An 18,900-nucleotide genomic window follows, 5' to 3' on the forward strand; every position below is an offset into this window, starting at 1 on the left:
CTCCCTATTTCCCTGGAATCGAATAGTTCACCGTTTGTAGTTTGTAGGCATGATAAGCGCAGCGCCATCAGGCAATACGGTGCACATTGCCGGATGGCGGCGTAACCGCCTTATCCGGCCTACAAACTACGCCTGTGCCGATGTAACCATATCAATTTATAGGCTGCCGGAATGATAAACAACGACAGCAGCGGCGCAGTGATCATCCCCCCTATCATCGGCGCGGCGATGCGGCTCATCACCTCAGATCCTGCGCCTGTCCCCCATAGTATGGGCAATAACCCGGCAATAATCACGGCAACCGTCATCGCCTTTGGCCGCACGCGCAGCACCGCCCCATGGTACAACGCGTCGTCCAGCCCTTGCTCGGTAAAAGTTTGCGGGCGCTGCAGTTTAGGGTCGGCCTCGACGGCGTGGCGCAGATACATCAACATCACCACGCCAAACTCTGCCGCCACCCCTGCCAGGGCGATAAACCCGGTGCCGGTCGCTACCGACATATGGAACCCTTGCCAGTACAAGAACCAGATACCGCCCACCAGCGCAAACGGCAGGCTCATCAGGATCAGCATCGCCTCTTCTACCCGCCGGAATGCCAGATAGAGCAGAATGAAGATAATCATTACCGTCATCGGCACCATCAGCTTAAGCTTTTTATTCGCGTGCTCCAGCAGTTCAAACTGGCCGGAAAACGCCACGCTGGTCCCCGGTTTGAGGGTGACCTGCTGGCTAATCGCCGTTTGCAGGTCATGCACCACAGACACCATATCGCGGCCGCGGGCGTCGATGTAAATCCAACTGGTGGGACGCGCATTTTCCGTTTTCAGCATCGTTGGCCCGGAAACCACCTTCACCTGCGCCACATCCCCCAGCGTAATCTGCTGCTTTGCCGGCGTCAGAATCGGTAGCTGACGCAGCGCCGTTGGGCCATCGCGGAAGCCCTGCGGATAACGAATATTAATCGGGTAGCGTGCCACGCCCTCCACGGTCTCCCCCACCGTCGTGCCGCCGATCGCCGATGAGACGAACAGCTGTACATCGCCAACGGTCATGCCGTAACGGGCCGCTTTCTGCCGGTCGATATCCACATCAATATAGCGCCCACCTTCCAGCCGCTCTGCCAGCGCAGAGACGACCCCGGGCACGGTTTTCGCCACGGTTTCAATACGCTGCGCCACGTCATCGATATCCGCCAGCGACGTGCCCGACACTTTGATACCAATGGGACTTTTAATGCCGGTAGAGAGCATATCGATACGGTTACGAATCGGTGGCACCCACAGGTTCGCCAGGCCCGGCAGGCGCACGGTGGCGTCCAGTTCATCAATGATTTTGTCGAGCGTCATCCCCGGGCGCCATTGATCCTGCGGCTTGAGCTGGATGGTGGTTTCAATCATCTCCAGCGGCGCGGAGTCGGTCGCCGTTTCCGCTTTTCCCGACTTGCCAAACACCGATGCCACCTCCGGTACCGTCTTTATCAGCTTATCAGTCTGCTGTAGCAGCACCGCCGCCTGGCCCGGAGAAATGCCCGGCAGCGTGGAGGGCATGTAGAGCAGATCGCCTTCGTTAATTTTCGGCAGAAACTCGCCGCCCACCTTGCTAAGCGGCCAGAGCACGGTCAACATCGACAGCAGCGCGACCACCAGCGTCAGCTTTGGCCAGCGCAATACATTCAGCAGCAGCGGATGATACAAGGCTATCAGCACGCGGTTCAGCGGATTGCGCGACTCTGCCGGGATCCGGCCTTTGATCCAGAACCCCATCAGGATAGGGATCACCACGATCGCCAGCGCCGCAGCCCCGCCCATGGCGTAGGTTTTGGTAAACGCCAGCGGGCCAAACAGCCGCCCCTCCTGCCCTTCGAGGGTAAAGATCGGGATAAACGACAGAGTGATGATCAGCAGGCTGATAAACAGCGCCGGCCCGACTTCGACCGCCGCGTCGGTAATCTCTTTCCAGCGCGTGGCGTTATCCATCTGCACGTTGGGATGCGCTTCCTGCCAGTGCTCCAGCCGCTTGTGGGCGTTTTCGATCATCACGATCGCCGCGTCCACCATCGCCCCAACCGCAATCGCAATACCGCCGAGCGACATGATATTGGCATTCAGTCCCTGGAAGTGCATGACGATAAAGGCAATGCACAGCCCCAGCGGCAACGAGACAATGGCCACCAGCGCCGAACGGACGTGCCAGAGGAATAGCGCACACACGACCGCCACAACGATAAATTCCTCAATCAGCTTGCCGCGCAGATTGTCAATTGCCCGGTCAATCAGCTGGCTACGGTCGTAGGTGGTCACCACCTCAACGCCATCAGGCAGGCTTTTTTGCAGCGCGGCCAGCTTGTCTTTCACCGCCGTAATCACTTCTCGGGCGTTCTTGCCCGAACGCAGCAGGACAACGCCGCCCGCCACTTCGCCTTCACCATTTAGTTCGGCAATACCACGACGCATTTCCGGACCGATCTGCACGCGCGCCACATCCTGCAGATACACCGGTACGCCGTCGGTACCCGCCTTCAAAACGATATGGTTAAAGTCTGCCAGGCTCTTCAGGTATCCGGTTGCGCGTACCATGTATTCGGCTTCGGCAATCTCTACTGATGAACCGCCCGCCTCCTGGTTAGACGTGCTGAGCGCCTGTTTGACGTCGCTGAGGCTGATGCCGTATTGGGCGAGCTTCATCGGGTCGACCTGCACCTGATACTGTTTTACCACGCCGCCGATTGACGCCACTTCGGCAACGTTAGGGATCGTTTTCAGCTCGTACTTCAGGAACCAGTCCTGTAACGATCGCAGCGCGGCCAGATCGTGCTTACCGCTTTTGTCCACCAGCGCGTACTCAAAGATCCAACCGACGCCGGTCGCATCAGGGCCAATCTCCGAGCTGACGCCCTGCGGCAGTTTCCCCTGCACCTGGTTGAGGTACTCCAGCACGCGCGAGCGCGCCCAGTACAAATCCGTCCCGTCTTCAAAGATGACGTACACGTAAGAGGCCCCAAACTGCGAGAAGCCGCGGACAGTCTTCGCCCCCGGGACCGAAAGCATGGTGGTCGTCAGCGGATAAGTCACCTGGTTTTCCACAATCTGCGGCGCCTGCCCTGGATAGTTAGTTTTAACGATAACCTGTACATCCGAGAGGTCCGGCAGCGCATCCACTGGCGTATTCAGTATGGTCCAGCCTCCCCAGAGGCTTAAAAACAGCACGCCCATCATGACCAGGAAACGGTTTGCCACCGAGCGCCGGATTATCCATTCAATCATTACCGCCTCCTGAGTGCCCGGCGTGGGCGTCGGCGGCGCGGCGCATACGGTCTAACGCGCCGCTGATGTTCGCTTCAGAGTCAATCAGGAACAGGCCGTTGAGGACCACCGACTCCCCCTCGACCAGACCACCGGCAATCCCCGTCTGCTGCCGGGATTCGTGCAGCACCTGGATTGTCTTCGGGATAAATTCACCGTCCGGGCCAACGGTAATGACCCGCTGCTCGTCACCGGTATCAATCACCGCCTGCGAGGGGATGAGCAGCATCTCATCGCTTTGGCTTTGCAGTTTCAGCGAGGCATTCATGCCGGGCTTAAGCAGCCCATCGCGGTTATTGATCTGCAAACGTACCTGTACGGTACGCGTCGTCGGATCGACGCTCGGCAGTACCGACCACGTCTGGATAGGGAAAGTTTTATCCGGATAAGCAGGGATCGCGATGCGGAACTGGGCGGCATTCTTCAGTTGCCAGGCCATCGACTCCGGTACGGCGGCGCTGATCCAGACCGGGTCCATGCCCTGGATTTGTGCCACCACGTTGTCTTTGGCGATATTCATGCCGCTTTTCAGGCTAAAGGCGGTCAGCACGCCATCAATTGGTGCGGTGAGCGTAAAGCGCGTCTGCACCCGGCGAGTGGCACGCATACGCTGGATGTCTGCCTCCGGCATCCCCGCCAGCCGCAGGCGCTCGAGCACGCCATCCAGCTGAGTTAGCGTTCCGCCCGAGTTCGCCAGCAGCAGGTATTCACTCTGCGCCTCGACCCACGATGGGATAGTGACCTCGACTAAGGGCGCGCCCTTGTGGACCGTATCCCCCACCGTCAGCGGATAAACCTTTTCGATAAAGCCTTCCGCACGCGCCTGTACAATCACAAACTGGTACTCGTTATAGCTGACGTTAGCCGGGAGCGTCTGGCTGTCGCTCAGCCGCCCCTTGCTGACCGCCACGGTGCGTAGCCCTAAGTTGTGCACCTGAGTAGGGTCGATGCGTACGCCATTCGCGGAGGCCTCACCGCCCTCGTCGGCGTACTTTGCCACCAGGTCCATATCCATGAACGGCGACTTACCCGGTTTATCAAAGCGGACATCCGGCTTCATCGGATCGTACCAGTAGAGCACCTTACGCTCGGCTGGCTGCGCATGGGCATGTTCCGCCGGGGTCGACAGGTGGCCCATCATCACCGCGGCTATTCCGCCGACTATCAGGCTACAGACGATCGTCACGGCGTATTTGAATTGTGCGTTGGTCATAGCGTTCAGCGCGTCTTAATGTCCTGAAGAAGGGAAATATTTCCCTGTTGGATAAAGCTGAAATCCACCTGGCTACCCGCTTTAAGCTGCTCGATTGCCGCCGTCGGTTCAGCGTAGGTAAAACGCATGGTCATCGCCGGCCAGCCGATTGCCGCAATCGCATCGTGCGCAATGGTGATTTTCTTCGCCTGTCGATCAATTAACTTCACAATCCCGGTTCCCTGAATAACCGTGGGTTGCGCATTCATCGTCGTCATGGATCCATGACCGTCATGCTGCATTTCTGTCGCCTGAACGTTCATCGTCATAACCATAAAAATACCGCCAAGCAGAGTGGTAAAGTGACGCATATTTAAGACTCCTGAATAAGTTTTATGCTTTCCAGCCGCCGCCAAGGGCGGTGAATAAATTGATTTCGTTAACCTGCTGGGAATAAATTAAATCGAGAATGGCTTGCTGCGTGGTGAATATTGAGCGCTCAGCATCGAGTACCTCGATATAGCTCACCGCACCGCTGGCATATAAACCACGTGCGCGTTGTAAGGTGATTTGCAGCGAGGATAAATAACGCCGCTGGGCCGCCAGCTGCCCCTGAATACTGTCGCGCAGCGAGAGTGCGTCGGCCACATCCTTAAACGCCGCCTGAATTTTTTGCTCATAGGCCACCACGGCCTGACGCTGCTTCACTTTTGCCAGCGCCAGATTGGCTTCATTACGCCCGGCGTTGAAAATGGGCAGATCAACCTTCGGCACAAAGCTCCACATACCGCTTGCTGCGTTAAACAGGCTGGAGAGCGCCGAGCTGCTGGTTGAGACACCGCTGGTTAGGGTGATGGAGGGGAAAAATGCCGCACGCGCCACGCCAATATTGGCATCAGCGGCACGCAGCTGGTGCTCCGCCGCCATGATGTCCGGGCGCTGAAGCAGAATCGCTGACGGCAGGTTTGCTGGCAGCACCAGCGGGTTCACCGCCTCACTTTGCGCGCTATCGCTTAGCGGCGTGCTGTAGGTACCCAGCAGTTGCTGCAGTAAATGGCCGGCCTGCGCCAGCTCGCCTTCACGCTTAGCGATGTCCGCACGGGTGCTTTCTATCACGCCGCGCGCCTGTTCCAGAGCCAGCACATTGGTACTGCCAGTGACCAACTGCTGTTCAACAAAACCGTACGACTGCTGATAGTTACGCAGCGTCTCTTTGGCGATCGCCAGCTGTGCGGCCAGCCGACGCTGGTTGAAATAGGCCTGCGAAACGCTGGTCACCAGGGTAATTTGCGCGGCGCGCTGGGCCGCCTGACTGGCGAAGAGGTTCTGCCTGTCAGCTTCGCTCATGTTTTTCAGCTTGCCGAAAAAGTCGAGCTCATAGCTCAGGTTCAACCCGGTCGCGTAGCCTTTATCGGTGGGGTTATTGTCCTGCAGGTCGCCTTTATAGCTGGCGTCCGCAGTGCCATCCAGCTGCGGATAACGCCCGGCGTCGGTGACCTGATACTGCGCGCGCGCGGCCTCAACGTTGAGTACCGCCATACGTAAGTCACGGTTGTTACGCAGCGCAATGTCAATCAGCCGCTTTGCCTGCGGATCGGCGAAAAACGATTGCCAGCCGGTCTCCTGCCAGCGGGTGCCGGTTGGCACCAGCGCTCCCGAAGACAGCGAGAATTGCTCGGGCACGGTATTTTCCGGCTGTTGATAGTCCGGCGCCAGCGAGACGCACCCGGCCAGAAACAACGCCATCAGCAGCGTCAGCGGTTTTACTTTCAACATGTCACGTCCTGTATGGCCAAGGAAAAGGGCTGGCCTGGCAATTACCTTACGGGAGCGACTCTGTTTGCAGCCTGACAGGATAATGACAAAGTTGTCATTTAAGGCCTGAGATAACGTGATCCGCACAGCGAAAAGTCGTGCAGAAAAAATAAATTAGCTTTTACGAACATAAAAAAAGGGAATATCGGTGGAAAGAAATTAACCGCGATCACATTTATTCAATAATATGCCAGATTGCTCACAAATTAACGTCTGAATGACAAATAAGTATTTTTATTAAAAAAAAAGCAAGATAACTTTTTCAAGAGGTTATATTTCCCCGAAAGAATTCTCTGCATTTTCTCTGTGAGACGCACCGCATAACGATACGATATTTACCGGTTAGCCATAATAGAACATTGTTTCATACAAATAGCGCTCCTATCATCACTTTCGTTTTCCTTTTCAGCAATCCTTACCTCTGTTCAGGGATGAAAATAATACCTATCGCAAAACCGGAGTCTCTCTATGAAATTCAGAACAAAAGCGCTTGGTTTAGCCTTGTTATGTGCCCTTTCACAAAATGCCTTCAGCGAACAGCTCGACGTCTGGATACGCGCCAGCAATGATTCAAAAGTGATTTACCAAAAACTCGCCGACCAGTTCCAGAAAGAGACAGGGATATCCATCAAGTACTTCAACGCCGTCACCGACTTTGACCAGCGACTGGCGCGCGCGGCAACCGGCAACGCGCTGCCGGACGTGGTTTTCAACGACGCCATTATTGTCGGCCAGATGGTGCAGCTAGGTATCGTCGATGAAATCAAACCCGGCGAACTGAAAGGCGGCGGCGATGTTTACGAGACGGCGTGGAAATCCGCACAGCTCCCGGACGGTAAGTACTACGGCGTCCCAACGTCGGCGCATACCTATGCGCTGTTTATCCGCCAGGATTGGCTCAACAAGCTTAACCTCAAGGCCCCCACCAATTGGGATGAACTGAAAAACGTGGCGCAGGCGTTCACCCGCAACGATCCTGACGGTAACGGTAAGAATGATACCTACGGCTTTACCATGCCGCTATCGACCACCCGCGGCTATGCCAGCTCATTTTCATCTTCCTATCTGTGGCAGGCGGGCGGTAATTATCTGGTTGCCACCCAGCCGGGAAAATTTAAGGCCGCGCTCAACGGCCAGGAAGCGGTCGCCGCCATGACATTTATGCGAAGCATGGTTTGCGAAGGGCTTGCACAGCCGGGCGCGATTAATCACACCACTGCCGATGCGAACACGGCCTTCCGTTCCGGACAAAGCGGGATGTACTCCTCCGGCCCGTACCATATTGCCCTGTTTGATAAAGATCCGGGTAAAGCGACCTATACCGTAGTCCCCCCGCCGGCGGGCCCCGGCGGCGCAGCGTCGATGGCCGAAGGCACCACGGCATTCCTGATGAAAACCAGCCAGCGCAAAGCGGCGGCTAAAAAATTCCTCGAGTTTTTAATTTCACCAGAAGGCCAGAAGATCGGTATGGCGACCGACAGTACCTCGATGCCGATCGTCCGCCTGCCGATCAATAAAACGCTGAACATCAAGGATTACCATGACGATCCGCGCTGGGAAGTGTTTGCGGAAACCTACGCGAAGGAAGGGCGCTACATGCCGCAGATCCCAAACTGGATCCCGGTAAGGCAGATCACCGCCGACGGTTTTAACAAAATTTATGCCGATTGCGAGGGCGATATTCCGGCGGTACTCAAGACGCTCAACGACAAGGTCAACGAGGAGCTGAAACGGCAGAACGCGTGGGCGGAGTAATACCAACGCTTGTAGGCCTGATAAGCGTAGCGCCATCGGGCTGCCTGGCTCAGGCTGCCCGATGGCGGCGTCACTGCTCTGCGGACTACAGGTAACATCAGGACGGGCTTTTTTCTTCCGTCACTCCTTACACCTCATTAGAATGGCCCCATCACACAGCAGCGACGGAGGACGCGTGAAAATTCTGGTGGTAGAAGACGAAGTCAAAACCGGGCAGTACCTGTGCAAGGGGCTGACGGAAGCAGGCTTCGTGGTGGATCACGCCGACAATGGCCTCAACGGCTATCATCTGGCCATGACCGCCGATTACGATCTGATTGTGCTGGATATCATGCTGCCGGACGTTAACGGCTGGGATATCGTGCGCATGCTGCGCGCCGCCAATAAAGGGATGCCGATTCTGCTGCTCACCGCGCTGGGCACAATTGAGCAACGGGTGAAGGGGCTGGAACTGGGTGCCGACGATTATCTGGTCAAGCCGTTCGCCTTTGCCGAACTGCTGGCGCGCGTGCGCACTCTGCTGCGGCGCGGCGCGGCCGCCATTGTCGAAAGTCAGTTTCAGGTGGCCGACCTTACGCTCGATCTGGTCTCGCGCAAAGTCACCCGCGGCGATACCCGCATCACGCTAACCAGTAAAGAGTTTACGCTCCTGGAGTTCTTTCTCCGCCATCAGGGAGAAGTGCTGCCCCGCTCGCTCATTGCTTCACAGGTCTGGGATATGAACTTCGACAGCGACACCAACGTTATCGACGTCGCCGTCAAACGTCTGCGTGCCAGAATTGATAACGACTTCTCGCCCAAACTGATTCAGACCGTACGCGGCGTGGGCTACGTGCTTGAGGTTAGGGATGAAGGCTAGCCTGCGCCGCCCGTTCTCGCTGGCAACGCGTCTGACCTTTTTTATCAGCCTGGCCACCGTCATCGCCTTTGCCGCCTTCACCGGCATCATGCTGCACTCGGTGGAGCAACACTTCGCTGAGCAGGATGTCAGCGACCTGAAGCAAGTTAACGCGACGCTGAACGCGCTGCTGACCGCACCTGATACCTCAGAAGCGGAGAAGCTCGCGAATATTAACAATGTGCTGGCGGGCTATCGCAACACCGCCGTGCTGCTCGCCACGCCGGATAACGCCCATCTCTACCACTCACCGGGCGGGCCGGATCTGTCGCCGATTCTCACCAGCGATCGTTTCACTCGTGAACGTCAGTCCGGGCAAATGTTCCGCTGGACCGGCAGCGCGATGCGTCCGATGGCAGAACATGCCGTGAGCGCTCAGCACCCCACAACCTATCGGGTCATCGCCTCCACCCTCCAGGCAAAGGATCGGACCTACACCCTGCTGACCGCGCTGTCGATCGACTTTCATCTGCATTATCTCGATGCGCTAAAACGCAACCTGATGATGATTGCTGCCGTCATCAGCCTGTTGATTATCGTGATCGTGCTGATCGCCGTGCGCAAGGGCCACCAGCCGCTGCGCGACGTCAGCCATGAGATTAAAAGTATTACCTCAGAAAATCTCGACGTGCGGCTGGATCCGTCCAGGGTGCCGATCGAACTGGAACAGCTGGTGATGTCGTTCAACCAGATGATCGGCCGGATCGAAGATGTATTCCGTCGACAGGCCAACTTCTCGGCCGATATCGCCCATGAAATCCGCACGCCGATTACCAATCTGCTGACTCAAACCGAAATAGCGCTCAGCCAGCCGCGAACGGTCAAGGAGCTGGAAGACGTGCTGTACTCCAGCCTCGAAGAGTACAACCGGATGGCGAAGATGGTCAGCGATATGCTATTTCTGGCGCAGGCCGATGAAAATCTGCTGATCCCCGAGCGTGTACCGCTGGATCTGCAAAGTGAAACGATGAAGGTATTTGAGTTCTTTGAAGCCTGGGCGGAAGAACGTGAAGTGACGCTGAGGTTTGCAGGGCAGCCGTCGTTGATATCGGGCGATCCGCTTATGATTCGCCGGGTGATCAACAACTTGCTCTCCAATGCTATCCGTTACACTCCGCGTGGAATGTCGGTCACCGTACAGGTCAGCGAGAAAGGCGGCTGGGTGGAGTACTGTGTCGAGAATCCCGGTACGCCGATTGCGGCAGAGCATCTGCCGCGTTTGTTCGATCGTTTTTACCGGGTCGATCCGTCGCGCCAGCGGAAAGGGGAAAACAGCGGGATTGGTCTGGCGATCGTAAAATCGATCGTACTGGCGCATCGCGGGAAGATTGGCGTGACCTCCGATACCGTCGCCACGCGCTTTACGCTGGAGCTGCCGCGGCTTTAGTCGCGCAGCCAGTGTAGTTTTTTGCCGAAGCCAAGGGTATTGTCGGTAAACTTTAGCTCGTCGAGACGTAGCTCCCATACCGGGGCAGAGAGCATGCGGGCCACCGGGAAGCGACGGACGTATAGCGCGCGCTTCTCATCGGCCTCTTCGCCCTCAAGCAGACGAATTTGCCCTTTAAACTGCACGCCGCGAATCAGCGCCACCGTTTTCGGCTGGCCGTTGACCGTCCCGGCCACCGAGGCCTGTTTGCCGGTCATCTGGCCATGGCGGGTGGTTTCTTCGCTCAGCAGATAAAACGCCACCCTCTGCGGGTCGTAGACGTAGAACGCATTGGCACACCACAGCTCGCCCTCATTCGCTACGCACCAGCCTACGACATGTTGTTTCGACAGCCAGCGGCTGATGGTTGCCAGCGTTTCCATCTGTTCTCTCCGATATGCTATGGTGCGCTCACCTACACAGACAGGTTGGCACACGTGCGTTGGTTTCTTTATCTTGTCCGCACCGAGGACGACAAATTGTACACCGGTATCACCACCGATGTTGAACGGCGATTTCACCAGCATCAGAGCGGTAAAGGCGCGAAGGCGCTGCGCGGCAAAGGCGCGCTGCGGCTGGCATTTTCCGGTGAAGTGGGCGAGCACTCGCTGGCACTACGCCTGGAGTACCGCATTAAACAGCTAACGAAGCGCCAGAAAGAGCGCCTCGTCGCAGGTGACGGTTCGTTTGAAACGTTACTGGACAGCCTTAGAAACGGTTAAAGTGGTCAGAGTATTCCACCAGGCCGTGCACGCCGTTTAACGCATCGTCGGCCAGACGGTGCACCATAAACGCTTCTTCGGTCCCCGGCCAACGACAACGCAGATCGTACTGGGACGCCCGTTCGAAGCCGAAGCGCCCGTACAGCGCCGGATCGCCAAGCGTGACGACCGCCGCATAGCCGAACTCGTTGAGTGAATCCAGACCTTCATAGACCATCTGACGCGCCAGCCCCTGGCCGCGATAGGCTTCATCGACCGCCAGCGGAGCCAGACCGACCCACTGTAGCTCTTCGCCTTCAATGCTGACCGGGCTAAATGCCACATAGCCCACCACATGGCCTTCATCATCCGTAGCCACCAGGCCCAGCGTGATCAGACCGTCTTCGCGCAGCTCGCGTACCAGATTGGCTTCGCCGTCACGGTTGAAGGTCCGACGCAGCAGCGCGTCGATGCCCGGGGCATCAATTCCAATTTCTACTCGAATCAGCATGGCTCACCTACCGATGTATGTTTAGTTTCTGATGGTGATTTTAGGCCAGCTTCAACGAAATCAGCCAGCTGCATCAGCATCACGCGCAGCGCTTTTGGCATCTGCTCAAGCTCGATAGCATCCATCAGATTTTTGACATAAAGACCCAGCTCCGTGTCGCCTTCAATCACCAGCCGACGCTGGAAAAAGAGCGTATCCGGGTCCTGTTTACGCGCGGCGATCATCAGCAAATCGCTGGCGTCCGCGCTAAAGCTCACGTCTGCCTGGGCAGCATCGCTCACGATAAGACGTTCATTCTCAACGGAGGTGAACCATTTCAGGCCAATATCACGCACCTCAATGCTTAACCAGCGGCCGTCGAGAAAATCCAGTTCGCCATCGTTTAGCGCCTGGCGGAACTGCCAGCTTAACACCTGTTGTAGCACCTGACGCTTAAGCGCGAACGGCGTCAATTTTACCGGAACGCTCATTAAAGTCGGAGCAACATGAACCAGACGTGAACGCAGTTTATCCAACACAAGCTTTACTCCCTGAATGCAATAGTTCCGTTATTTTGCCATATCAGATAAACGACATAGCGGCGTAAATCAACAATTATGTCGTGAGACAGAGGGATTATTGGCGCAATCAATACGCTTTTGTCTGCCTCAAATCAAAAATGATTAGCGATAGGTTAACTAAAATCCCCATTCATTAACAATAATGCGCCCTGCTGGGCCGCTAACTCAGGAAGAATTATGGAGTTGCTCTGCCCTGCCGGAAACCTCCCGGCGCTAAAAGCGGCTATCGAAAACGGCGCGGATGCGGTGTACATCGGGCTGAAAGACGATACCAACGCCCGCCATTTCGCTGGTCTGAACTTTACCGAAAAGAAATTGCAGGAAGCCGTCAGCTTCGTGCATCAACACGGCCGTAAGCTGCATATCGCCATCAACACCTTCGCGCACCCGGACGGCTACGTGCGCTGGCAGCGCGCCGTAGACATGGCCGCCCAGTTGGGTGCCGATGCGCTGATCCTTGCCGACCTCGCCATGCTTGAGTATGCCGCAGAGCGCTACCCGCATATTGAGCGCCATGTCTCCGTTCAGGCATCCGCGACGAACGAAGAGGCGATTCAGTTCTATCATCGCAACTTTGACGTTGCCCGCGTAGTGCTGCCGCGCGTGCTGTCGATTCACCAGGTGAAACAGCTGGCTCGCGTCACGCCGGTGCCGCTGGAAGTGTTCGCCTTCGGCAGTCTGTGCATTATGGCCGAAGGCCGCTGCTACCTCTCGTCTTATTTAACCGGCGAGTCGCCGAACACCGTGGGTGCCTGTTCACCGGCCCGCTACGTACGCTGGCAGCAAACGCCGCAGGGGCTGGAGTCACGGCTTAACGAAGTGTTGATTGACCGCTATCAGGACGGCGAAAACGCCGGATACCCAACGTTGTGCAAAGGCCGCTATCTGGTAGACGGCGAGCGCTATCACGCGTTGGAAGAGCCCACCAGCCTTAACACGCTGGAGCTGCTGCCGGAACTGCTGGCCGCGAACATCGCCTCGGTGAAAATTGAAGGCCGCCAGCGCAGCCCGGCGTACGTTAGCCAGGTGGCCAAAGTCTGGCGTCAGGCGATCGACCGCTGTATGGCCGATCCGCAGAACTTCGTTCCGCAGGCCGCGTGGATGGAAACCCTCGGCTCGATGTCCGAAGGCACCCAGACCACGCTCGGCGCGTATCACCGTAAATGGCAGTAGGAATTCCCATGAAATATTCATTAGGGCCGGTGCTTTACTACTGGTCAAAAGAGACGCTGGAAGATTTCTACCAGCAGGCCGCCATCAGCAACGCCGACACCATTTATCTGGGTGAAGCCGTATGCAGCAAACGCCGCGCCACCAAAGTGGGCGACTGGCTGGATATGGCCAAATCGCTGGCCGGTAGCGGTAAACAGGTGGTGCTCTCCACCCTCGCGCTGGTCCAGGCATCGTCCGAGCTGGGCGAGCTCAAGCGCTATGTTGAGAACGGTGACTTCCTCGTTGAAGCCAGCGATTTGGGCGTGGTTAACCTGTGCGCTGAGCGTAAGCTACCGTTCGTCGCCGGCCATGCGCTGAACTGCTATAACGCGGTCACCCTGCGCCTGTTGCAAAAGCAGGGCATGGTTCGCTGGTGCATGCCGGTTGAGCTCTCGCGCGATTGGCTGGTAAACCTGCTCAATCAGTGTGAAGAGCTGGGCATCCGCGATAAGTTTGAAGTGGAAGTGCTGAGCTACGGTCACCTGCCGCTGGCCTATTCCGCCCGCTGCTTTACCGCGCGCTCAGAAGATAAGCCAAAAGATGAGTGCGAGACCTGCTGCATCAAGTACCCTAACGGGCGCAGCATGCTGTCGCAGGAGAATCAGCAGGTGTTCGTGCTGAACGGTATTCAGACTATGAGCGGCTACGTTTACAACCTCGGCAACGAACTGACATCGATGCACGGACTGGTTGATATGGTGCGTCTGTCGCCGATGGGCAATGAGACCTTCGCCATGCTTGACGCCTTCCGCGCTAACGAAAATGGCGCAGCCCCGCTGCCGCTGACCGCCAACAGCGACTGCAACGGCTACTGGAAGCGTCTGGCCGGGCTGGAGCTACAGGCCTGATAAAACCGCTCACTTTGTTAACAACTGTCGTCAGATTTTAATGCATTATTAAAGATGCAGCTTTTCTGGCCGGGTGACCCCGGTGGGAACAAGACCTTCAATCTGATGACTATGCTGTAGCAAAGTGAGCCTTTATGACTGACAAAACCGTTGCCTTCTCGGTGCTCGACCTCGCGCCGATCCCTCAGGGCTCCTCCGCGCGAGAAGCCTTCTCCCATTCTCTCGATCTCGCACAGCTCGCTGAAAAGCGCGGCTATCACCGCTATTGGCTGGCAGAACACCACAATATGGTCGGTATCGCCAGTGCGGCAACTTCGGTACTGATTGGCTATCTCGCCGCCCACACGACTACGCTACATCTGGGTTCAGGCGGCGTGATGCTACCTAACCACTCACCGCTGGTGATTGCCGAACAGTTCGGGACGCTGAATACGCTGTATCCGGGACGTATCGATCTCGGCCTTGGCCGCGCGCCGGGTAGCGACCAGCCGACGATGCGCGCACTGCGTCGTCATATGAGCTGGGATATCGATAACTTCCCGCGCGACGTGGCGGAACTGGTGGACTGGTTTGATGCGGCCGATCCTAACCCGCAGGTGCGCCCGGTACCGGGCTATGGCGAGAAAATACCGGTGTGGCTGTTAGGCTCAAGCCTGTACGGTGCGCAGCTGGCGGCACAGCTTGGCCTACCGTTTGCCTTCGCCTCGCACTTTGCACCGGATATGCTGTTCCAGGCCTTGCACCTCTACCGCACTCACTTCCAGCCGTCAGCGCGGCTCGAGAAACCGTATGCAATGGTGTGCATTAATATTATCGCCGCCGACAGCAACCGCGATGCCGAATTCCTCTTCACCTCGATGCAACAGGCATTTACCAAACTGCGCCGTGGTGAAACCGGGCAGTTGCCACCGCCGGTGCAGCAAATGGAACATTTCTGGACGCCGTCGGAAAAATACGGTGTCGATCAGGCGCTGCGGATGTCACTGGTAGGCGATAAAGCGAAGGTGCGCCACGGGCTGGAGTCGATTCTGCGGGAAACGCAGGCGGATGAGATTATGGTTAACGGCCAGATTTTCGATCACCAGGCGCGGCTGCATTCGTTTGGGTTGGCGATGGATGTGAAGCGGGAACTGTTGGGGTAGTGTGGTTTGTGCCGGATGGCGGCTGCGCCTTATCCGGCCTACACAAGAATGTAGGCCCGGTAAGCGTAGCGCCACCGGGCGAATGCCTTACTGATAAACCGGCAGCAGGTTAAAGCTCGACAGCACATGCACCAGCGCGTTACCCACGCCAAACACCAGAATCAGCGCTATCATCGGCTTGCCGCCCCAGACGCGGAATTTCGGGCTACCGAAGCGTTTACGGGATTTGCGCGCCAGCAGCGCCGGAACAATTGCCGCCCAGATCGTTGCCGCCAACCCTGCGTAACCAATGGCGTACAGGAAACCGTTCGGCCACAGCAGGCCGCCGATAATCGGTGGCAGGAAGGTCAGCAGCGCCGTTTTGAAGCGACCCAGCGCAGAATCATCAAATTTGAACAGATCCGCCAGATAGTCAAACAGGCCTAGCGTCACCCCAAGGAATGAACTCGCCACCGCAAAGTTGGAGAACACCACCAGCAGCAGATCCAGGCCACGGCTATTGAGCACGCCGCTCAGCGCCTGTACCAGCACATCAATGTTACCGCCCTTCTGCGCAATACCGATAAATTCCGGACGCGGGATGTTGCCCATCGTCCCCAGCAGCCATACGGTGTAGAGCACCAGCGCCAGCAGCGTGCCGTACACCAGGCATTTCACGATGGTCTTCGGATCTTTGCCGTAGTACTTCATCAGGCTCGGCACGTTGCCGTGATAGCCAAAGGAGGCCAGACAGAACGGCAGCGTCATCAGCAGATAAGGCGTATAGCTGGCGTGGCTCTCAGCAACGTTAAACAGCGTCGCGGGCGTAACGTGCCCCATCAGGCTACCGAAGGTCAGGAAGAAGGTGATCACCTTCGCGCCCAGCACAATCGCGGTCATACGGCTCACCGCTTTGGTGCTCAGCCACACCACAAAGGCCACCAGCAGCGCGAAGCCAAAGCCCGCCGCACGCGCCGGGACGTTTAGCGACATCTCAGAGAACGTGTGGTGCAGAATCGACCCGCTCGCTGAAATATAGGCGTAGGTCAGAATATAGAGCACGAAGGCGATAGAGATACCGTTCACCACGTTCCAGCCTTTACCCAGCAGATCCCTGGTGATGGTGTCGAAGCTGGAGCCAATGCGATAGTTCAGGTTAGCTTCCAGAATCATCAGCCCGGAATGCAGCATGCAGAACCAGGTAAACACCAGCGCCGCCATTGACCAGAAGAACCACGCACCGGACATCACCACCGGCAGAGAAAACATCCCCGCACCAATGATTGTGCCGCCGATGATCACCACGCCGCCAAGCAGCGAAGGTGACGTTTGGGTGGTGGTTAGTGTCGCCATACAGCCTTTTCTCCAGTGTATTATTTTGCTACTGCATTTTAATGTGTTGCACTGTACCAGTACACGAGTACAAAGGGAATAAAAAAAGCCCCAATCGTCACGATCGGGGCTGTATATTTTACTTTACGCTTTTAAGCCGTTGGGCTTATGCGTCACCGCCGAAACGACGACGGCCTGCGGAGTCATCACGACGCGGCGCAGCAGCATCATCACGACGCGGAGCACGGCTGCCTTCACGACGTTCGCCGCTGAAACGACGACCATCACCACGACCGCCTTCACGACGCTCGCCGCCGAAGCCACGACCACCTTCACGACGTTCGCCACCGAAGCTACGACCGCCTTCGCGACGTTCGCCGCCGAAGCTACGACCGCTGCGCTCTGGACGAGGCTGCGCGTCGCCGATCAGCTGCATGTTCATCGGTTTGTTCAGGATGCGGGTACGAGTAAAGTGCTGCAGTACTTCGCCCGGCATGCCTTTTGGCAGTTCGATAGTAGAGTGGGTACCGAACAGCTTGATGTTACCGATGTAACGGCTGCTGATGTCGCCTTCGTTCGCGATAGCGCCAACGATGTGACGAACTTCAACGCCATCATCACGACCCACTTCAATGCGATACAGTTCCATATCGCCAACGTCACGACGTTCGCGTTTAGGACGATCTTCGCCACCACGCTCATTACGATCGCGCGGACCACGGTCGTTGCGGTCACGACGTTCGAAACGATCGTCACGGTCACGGAACTCACGCTTAGGACGCATTGGCGCATCGGGTGGAACGATCAGAGAACGTTCGCCCTGTGCCATTTTCAGCAGCGCAGCGGCCAGCGTTTCAACGTCCAGCTCTTCGCCTTCCGCGGTCGGCTGGATTTGCGCCAGCAGTGCACGGTACTGATCCAGATCGCTGCTTTCCAGCTGCTGCTGTACTTTCGCGGCGAATTTTTCCAGACGGCGTTTGCCCAGCAGTTCTGCGTTCGGCAGCTCAACTTCTGGAATGGTCAGCTTCATCGTGCGTTCGATGTTGCGCAGCAGACGACGTTCGCGGTTCTCAACGAACAGCAGCGCACGGCCAGCACGACCCGCACGACCGGTACGACCGATACGGTGAACGTAAGACTCGGAGTCCATCGGGATGTCGTAGTTAACGACCAGGCTGATACGCTCAACGTCCAGACCACGGGCCGCAACGTCGGTCGCGATCAGGATGTCCAGACGACCGTCTTTCAGACGATCCAGAGTCTGTTCACGCAGAGACTGGTTCATGTCGCCGTTCAGCGCGGCGCTGTTATAGCCGCTGCGTTCCAGCGCTTCAGCCACTTCCAGGGTCGCGTTTTTGGTACGTACGAAGATAATCGCCGCATCAAAATCTTCCGCTTCCAGGAAACGTACCAGCGCTTCGTTTTTGCGCATGCCGTACACGGACCAGTAGCTCTGGCTGATGTCCGGACGCGTAGTGACGCTGGACTGAATGCGCACTTCCTGCGGCTCTTTCATAAAGCGACGGGTAATACGACGGATAGCTTCCGGCATGGTTGCAGAGAACAGCGCGGTCTGATGACCTTCTGGAATCTGCGCCATAATGGTTTCAACGTCTTCGATAAAGCCCATGCGCAGCATTTCATCTGCTTCGTCCAGCACCAGGCCGCTCAGTTTGGAGAGGTCCAGGGTGCCGCGCTTCAGGTGGTCCAGCAGACGACCCGGGGTACCGACAACGATTTGCGGCCCTTGACGCAGGGCGCGCAGCTGCACGTCATAACGCTGGCCGCCGTACAGGGCAACCACGTTTACGCCGCGCATATGTTTAGAGAAGTCCGTCATGGCTTCAGCCACCTGAACCGCCAGTTCGCGGGTCGGGGCCAGCACCAGAATCTGCGGTGCTTTCAGCTCAGGATCGATATTGTTCAGCAGCGGCAGAGAGAACGCTGCGGTTTTACCGCTACCAGTCTGGGCCATGCCCAGCACGTCACGACCAGAAAGCAGGTGCGGGATACACTCTGCCTGGATCGGAGATGGTTTTTCGTAACCCAGATCGTTAAGGGCTTCAAGGATAGGAGCCTTCAGGCCCAGATCTGCAAAAGTGGTTTCGAATTCAGCCATGTAGTACAAGTGCCTCGATATTAATGGCGGCCAGTCTACATAACTCATCATGAAATTGATCTGCAATTTTCATTGAAAAGTGTGAACCGGCTCAAAGTAGGTGTATTA

Annotated in this window: 17 protein-coding genes; 7 read left to right on the top strand and 10 right to left on the bottom strand. The window is 57.0% G+C overall.

Features of this window, described 5'->3' with window-relative positions; translation table 11 throughout:
- Window positions 1-119 precede the first annotated feature (119 nt).
- From V6942_RS11545 to V6942_RS11560, 4 genes are read right to left on the bottom strand one after another with little or no spacing between them, the layout of a single operon-like run.
- Entirely contained in the window at window positions 120-3,263 is a 3,144-nt protein-coding gene (locus V6942_RS11545; RefSeq protein ID WP_106927180.1) for a CusA/CzcA family heavy metal efflux RND transporter, read from the bottom strand.
- Window positions 3,256-4,515 (bottom strand): efflux RND transporter periplasmic adaptor subunit, encoded by a 1,260-nt coding sequence (locus V6942_RS11550; protein ID WP_333501273.1) that lies wholly within the window; start codon window positions 4,513-4,515, stop codon window positions 3,256-3,258. The genes V6942_RS11545 and V6942_RS11550 overlap by 8 nt, the downstream gene beginning before the upstream one ends.
- Window positions 4,516-4,520: 5 nt before the next feature.
- Window positions 4,521-4,865: a copper-binding protein gene (locus V6942_RS11555; RefSeq protein WP_106927183.1), complete on the bottom strand. Its 345-nt coding sequence runs from the start codon at window positions 4,863-4,865 to the stop codon at window positions 4,521-4,523.
- Between the two features lie 22 nt (window positions 4,866-4,887).
- Window positions 4,888-6,270, bottom strand: coding sequence for a Cu(I)/Ag(I) efflux RND transporter outer membrane protein (locus V6942_RS11560; RefSeq protein ID WP_333501274.1), 1,383 nt, complete (start codon window positions 6,268-6,270; stop codon window positions 4,888-4,890).
- Window positions 6,271-6,777: 507 nt separating this feature from the next.
- Between V6942_RS11560 and V6942_RS11565 the strand changes: the two genes are divergently transcribed.
- The 3 genes from V6942_RS11565 to V6942_RS11575 all read left to right on the top strand — a co-directional run bounded on the left by V6942_RS11565 (window position 6,778) and on the right by V6942_RS11575 (window position 10,349).
- Window positions 6,778-8,064: an ABC transporter substrate-binding protein gene (locus tag V6942_RS11565; protein WP_106927187.1), complete on the top strand. Its 1,287-nt coding sequence runs from the start codon at window positions 6,778-6,780 to the stop codon at window positions 8,062-8,064.
- A gap of 175 nt (window positions 8,065-8,239) precedes the next feature.
- Window positions 8,240-8,923, top strand: a complete 684-nt coding sequence (locus V6942_RS11570; protein ID WP_106927189.1) for a copper/silver response regulator transcription factor — start codon at window positions 8,240-8,242, stop codon at window positions 8,921-8,923.
- On the top strand, window positions 8,913-10,349 hold the full coding sequence (locus V6942_RS11575; RefSeq protein WP_106927191.1) for a Cu(+)/Ag(+) sensor histidine kinase: 1,437 nt from the start codon (window positions 8,913-8,915) through the stop codon (window positions 10,347-10,349). The genes V6942_RS11570 and V6942_RS11575 overlap by 11 nt, the downstream gene beginning before the upstream one ends.
- Here V6942_RS11575 and V6942_RS11580 read toward each other — a convergent pair.
- Window positions 10,346-10,771 (bottom strand): YhbP family protein, encoded by a 426-nt coding sequence (locus V6942_RS11580; RefSeq protein WP_106927193.1) that lies wholly within the window; start codon window positions 10,769-10,771, stop codon window positions 10,346-10,348. The genes V6942_RS11575 and V6942_RS11580 overlap by 4 nt on opposite strands.
- A gap of 54 nt (window positions 10,772-10,825) precedes the next feature.
- On the opposite strand from V6942_RS11580, the gene V6942_RS11585 reads away from it, so the two are divergent.
- A complete protein-coding gene (locus V6942_RS11585) occupies window positions 10,826-11,110 on the top strand; it encodes a GIY-YIG nuclease family protein (protein WP_106927195.1) in 285 nt (94 codons plus the stop codon).
- On the opposite strand, the gene V6942_RS11590 is transcribed toward V6942_RS11585, so the two are convergent.
- Together V6942_RS11590 and ubiT are read right to left on the bottom strand one after the other, a co-directional pair.
- Window positions 11,097-11,600, bottom strand: coding sequence for a GNAT family N-acetyltransferase (locus tag V6942_RS11590; protein ID WP_106927197.1), 504 nt, complete (start codon window positions 11,598-11,600; stop codon window positions 11,097-11,099). The two genes, V6942_RS11585 and V6942_RS11590, sit on opposite strands and share 14 nt — an antisense overlap.
- Window positions 11,594-12,118: a ubiquinone anaerobic biosynthesis accessory factor UbiT gene (gene ubiT, locus V6942_RS11595; RefSeq protein ID WP_106927200.1), complete on the bottom strand. Its 525-nt coding sequence runs from the start codon at window positions 12,116-12,118 to the stop codon at window positions 11,594-11,596. The genes V6942_RS11590 and ubiT overlap by 7 nt, the downstream gene beginning before the upstream one ends.
- 219 nt (window positions 12,119-12,337) lie before the next feature.
- Here ubiT and ubiU point away from each other — a divergent pair, with 219 nt between their 5' ends.
- The 3 genes from ubiU (at window position 12,338) to V6942_RS11610 (ending at window position 15,362) form a co-directional block, all read left to right on the top strand.
- Entirely contained in the window at window positions 12,338-13,333 is a 996-nt protein-coding gene (gene ubiU / locus V6942_RS11600; protein ID WP_106927202.1) for a ubiquinone anaerobic biosynthesis protein UbiU, read from the top strand.
- A gap of 8 nt (window positions 13,334-13,341) precedes the next feature.
- Window positions 13,342-14,220, top strand: coding sequence for a U32 family peptidase (locus tag V6942_RS11605; RefSeq protein ID WP_106927204.1), 879 nt, complete (start codon window positions 13,342-13,344; stop codon window positions 14,218-14,220).
- A 134-nt stretch (window positions 14,221-14,354) separates the two neighbouring features.
- The gene (locus V6942_RS11610; protein WP_333501275.1) at window positions 14,355-15,362 is read left to right on the top strand and encodes a luciferase-like monooxygenase; all 1,008 of its coding nucleotides are present in this window, start codon (window positions 14,355-14,357) and stop codon (window positions 15,360-15,362) included.
- A gap of 87 nt (window positions 15,363-15,449) precedes the next feature.
- On the opposite strand, the gene mtr is transcribed toward V6942_RS11610, so the two are convergent.
- The 3 genes from mtr to yrbN form a co-directional block, all read right to left on the bottom strand.
- A complete protein-coding gene (mtr, locus tag V6942_RS11615; protein ID WP_182929957.1) occupies window positions 15,450-16,694 on the bottom strand; it encodes a tryptophan permease in 1,245 nt (414 codons plus the stop codon).
- Window positions 16,695-16,839: 145 nt separating this feature from the next.
- Entirely contained in the window at window positions 16,840-18,792 is a 1,953-nt protein-coding gene (locus tag V6942_RS11620; RefSeq protein WP_182928506.1) for a DEAD/DEAH family ATP-dependent RNA helicase, read from the bottom strand.
- On the bottom strand, window positions 18,785-18,865 hold the full coding sequence (yrbN, locus tag V6942_RS11625) for a protein YrbN (protein ID WP_100249910.1): 81 nt from the start codon (window positions 18,863-18,865) through the stop codon (window positions 18,785-18,787). The genes V6942_RS11620 and yrbN overlap by 8 nt, the downstream gene beginning before the upstream one ends.
- Between the last annotated feature and the right edge of the window lie 35 nt (window positions 18,866-18,900).

It is taken from the genome of Kluyvera genomosp. 2, from assembly GCF_036759865.1.
Classification (GTDB): domain Bacteria; phylum Pseudomonadota; class Gammaproteobacteria; order Enterobacterales; family Enterobacteriaceae; genus Kluyvera; species Kluyvera ascorbata_B.

Excerpts from the sequence above, each read along its gene's own strand:
- V6942_RS11555 (WP_106927183.1), bottom strand. The coding sequence starts at position 4,865 with ATGCGTCACTTTACCACTCTGCTTGGCGGTATTTTTATGGTTATGACG.
- V6942_RS11605 (WP_106927204.1), top strand. The coding sequence starts at position 13,342 with ATGAAATATTCATTAGGGCCGGTGCTTTACTACTGGTCAAAAGAGACG.
- yrbN (WP_100249910.1), bottom strand. The coding sequence starts at position 18,865 with ATGAAAATTGCAGATCAATTTCATGATGAGTTATGTAGACTGGCCGCC.
- V6942_RS11580 (WP_106927193.1), bottom strand. The coding sequence starts at position 10,771 with ATGGAAACGCTGGCAACCATCAGCCGCTGGCTGTCGAAACAACATGTC.
- V6942_RS11565 (WP_106927187.1), top strand. The coding sequence starts at position 6,778 with ATGAAATTCAGAACAAAAGCGCTTGGTTTAGCCTTGTTATGTGCCCTT.
- V6942_RS11550 (WP_333501273.1), bottom strand. The coding sequence starts at position 4,515 with ATGACCAACGCACAATTCAAATACGCCGTGACGATCGTCTGTAGCCTG.
- V6942_RS11545 (WP_106927180.1), bottom strand. The coding sequence starts at position 3,263 with ATGATTGAATGGATAATCCGGCGCTCGGTGGCAAACCGTTTCCTGGTC.
- ubiU (WP_106927202.1), top strand. The coding sequence starts at position 12,338 with ATGGAGTTGCTCTGCCCTGCCGGAAACCTCCCGGCGCTAAAAGCGGCT.
- V6942_RS11560 (WP_333501274.1), bottom strand. The coding sequence starts at position 6,270 with ATGTTGAAAGTAAAACCGCTGACGCTGCTGATGGCGTTGTTTCTGGCC.
- V6942_RS11590 (WP_106927197.1), bottom strand. The coding sequence starts at position 11,600 with ATGCTGATTCGAGTAGAAATTGGAATTGATGCCCCGGGCATCGACGCG.
- V6942_RS11575 (WP_106927191.1), top strand. The coding sequence starts at position 8,913 with ATGAAGGCTAGCCTGCGCCGCCCGTTCTCGCTGGCAACGCGTCTGACC.
- V6942_RS11610 (WP_333501275.1), top strand. The coding sequence starts at position 14,355 with ATGACTGACAAAACCGTTGCCTTCTCGGTGCTCGACCTCGCGCCGATC.
- V6942_RS11620 (WP_182928506.1), bottom strand. The coding sequence starts at position 18,792 with ATGGCTGAATTCGAAACCACTTTTGCAGATCTGGGCCTGAAGGCTCCT.
- mtr (WP_182929957.1), bottom strand. The coding sequence starts at position 16,694 with ATGGCGACACTAACCACCACCCAAACGTCACCTTCGCTGCTTGGCGGC.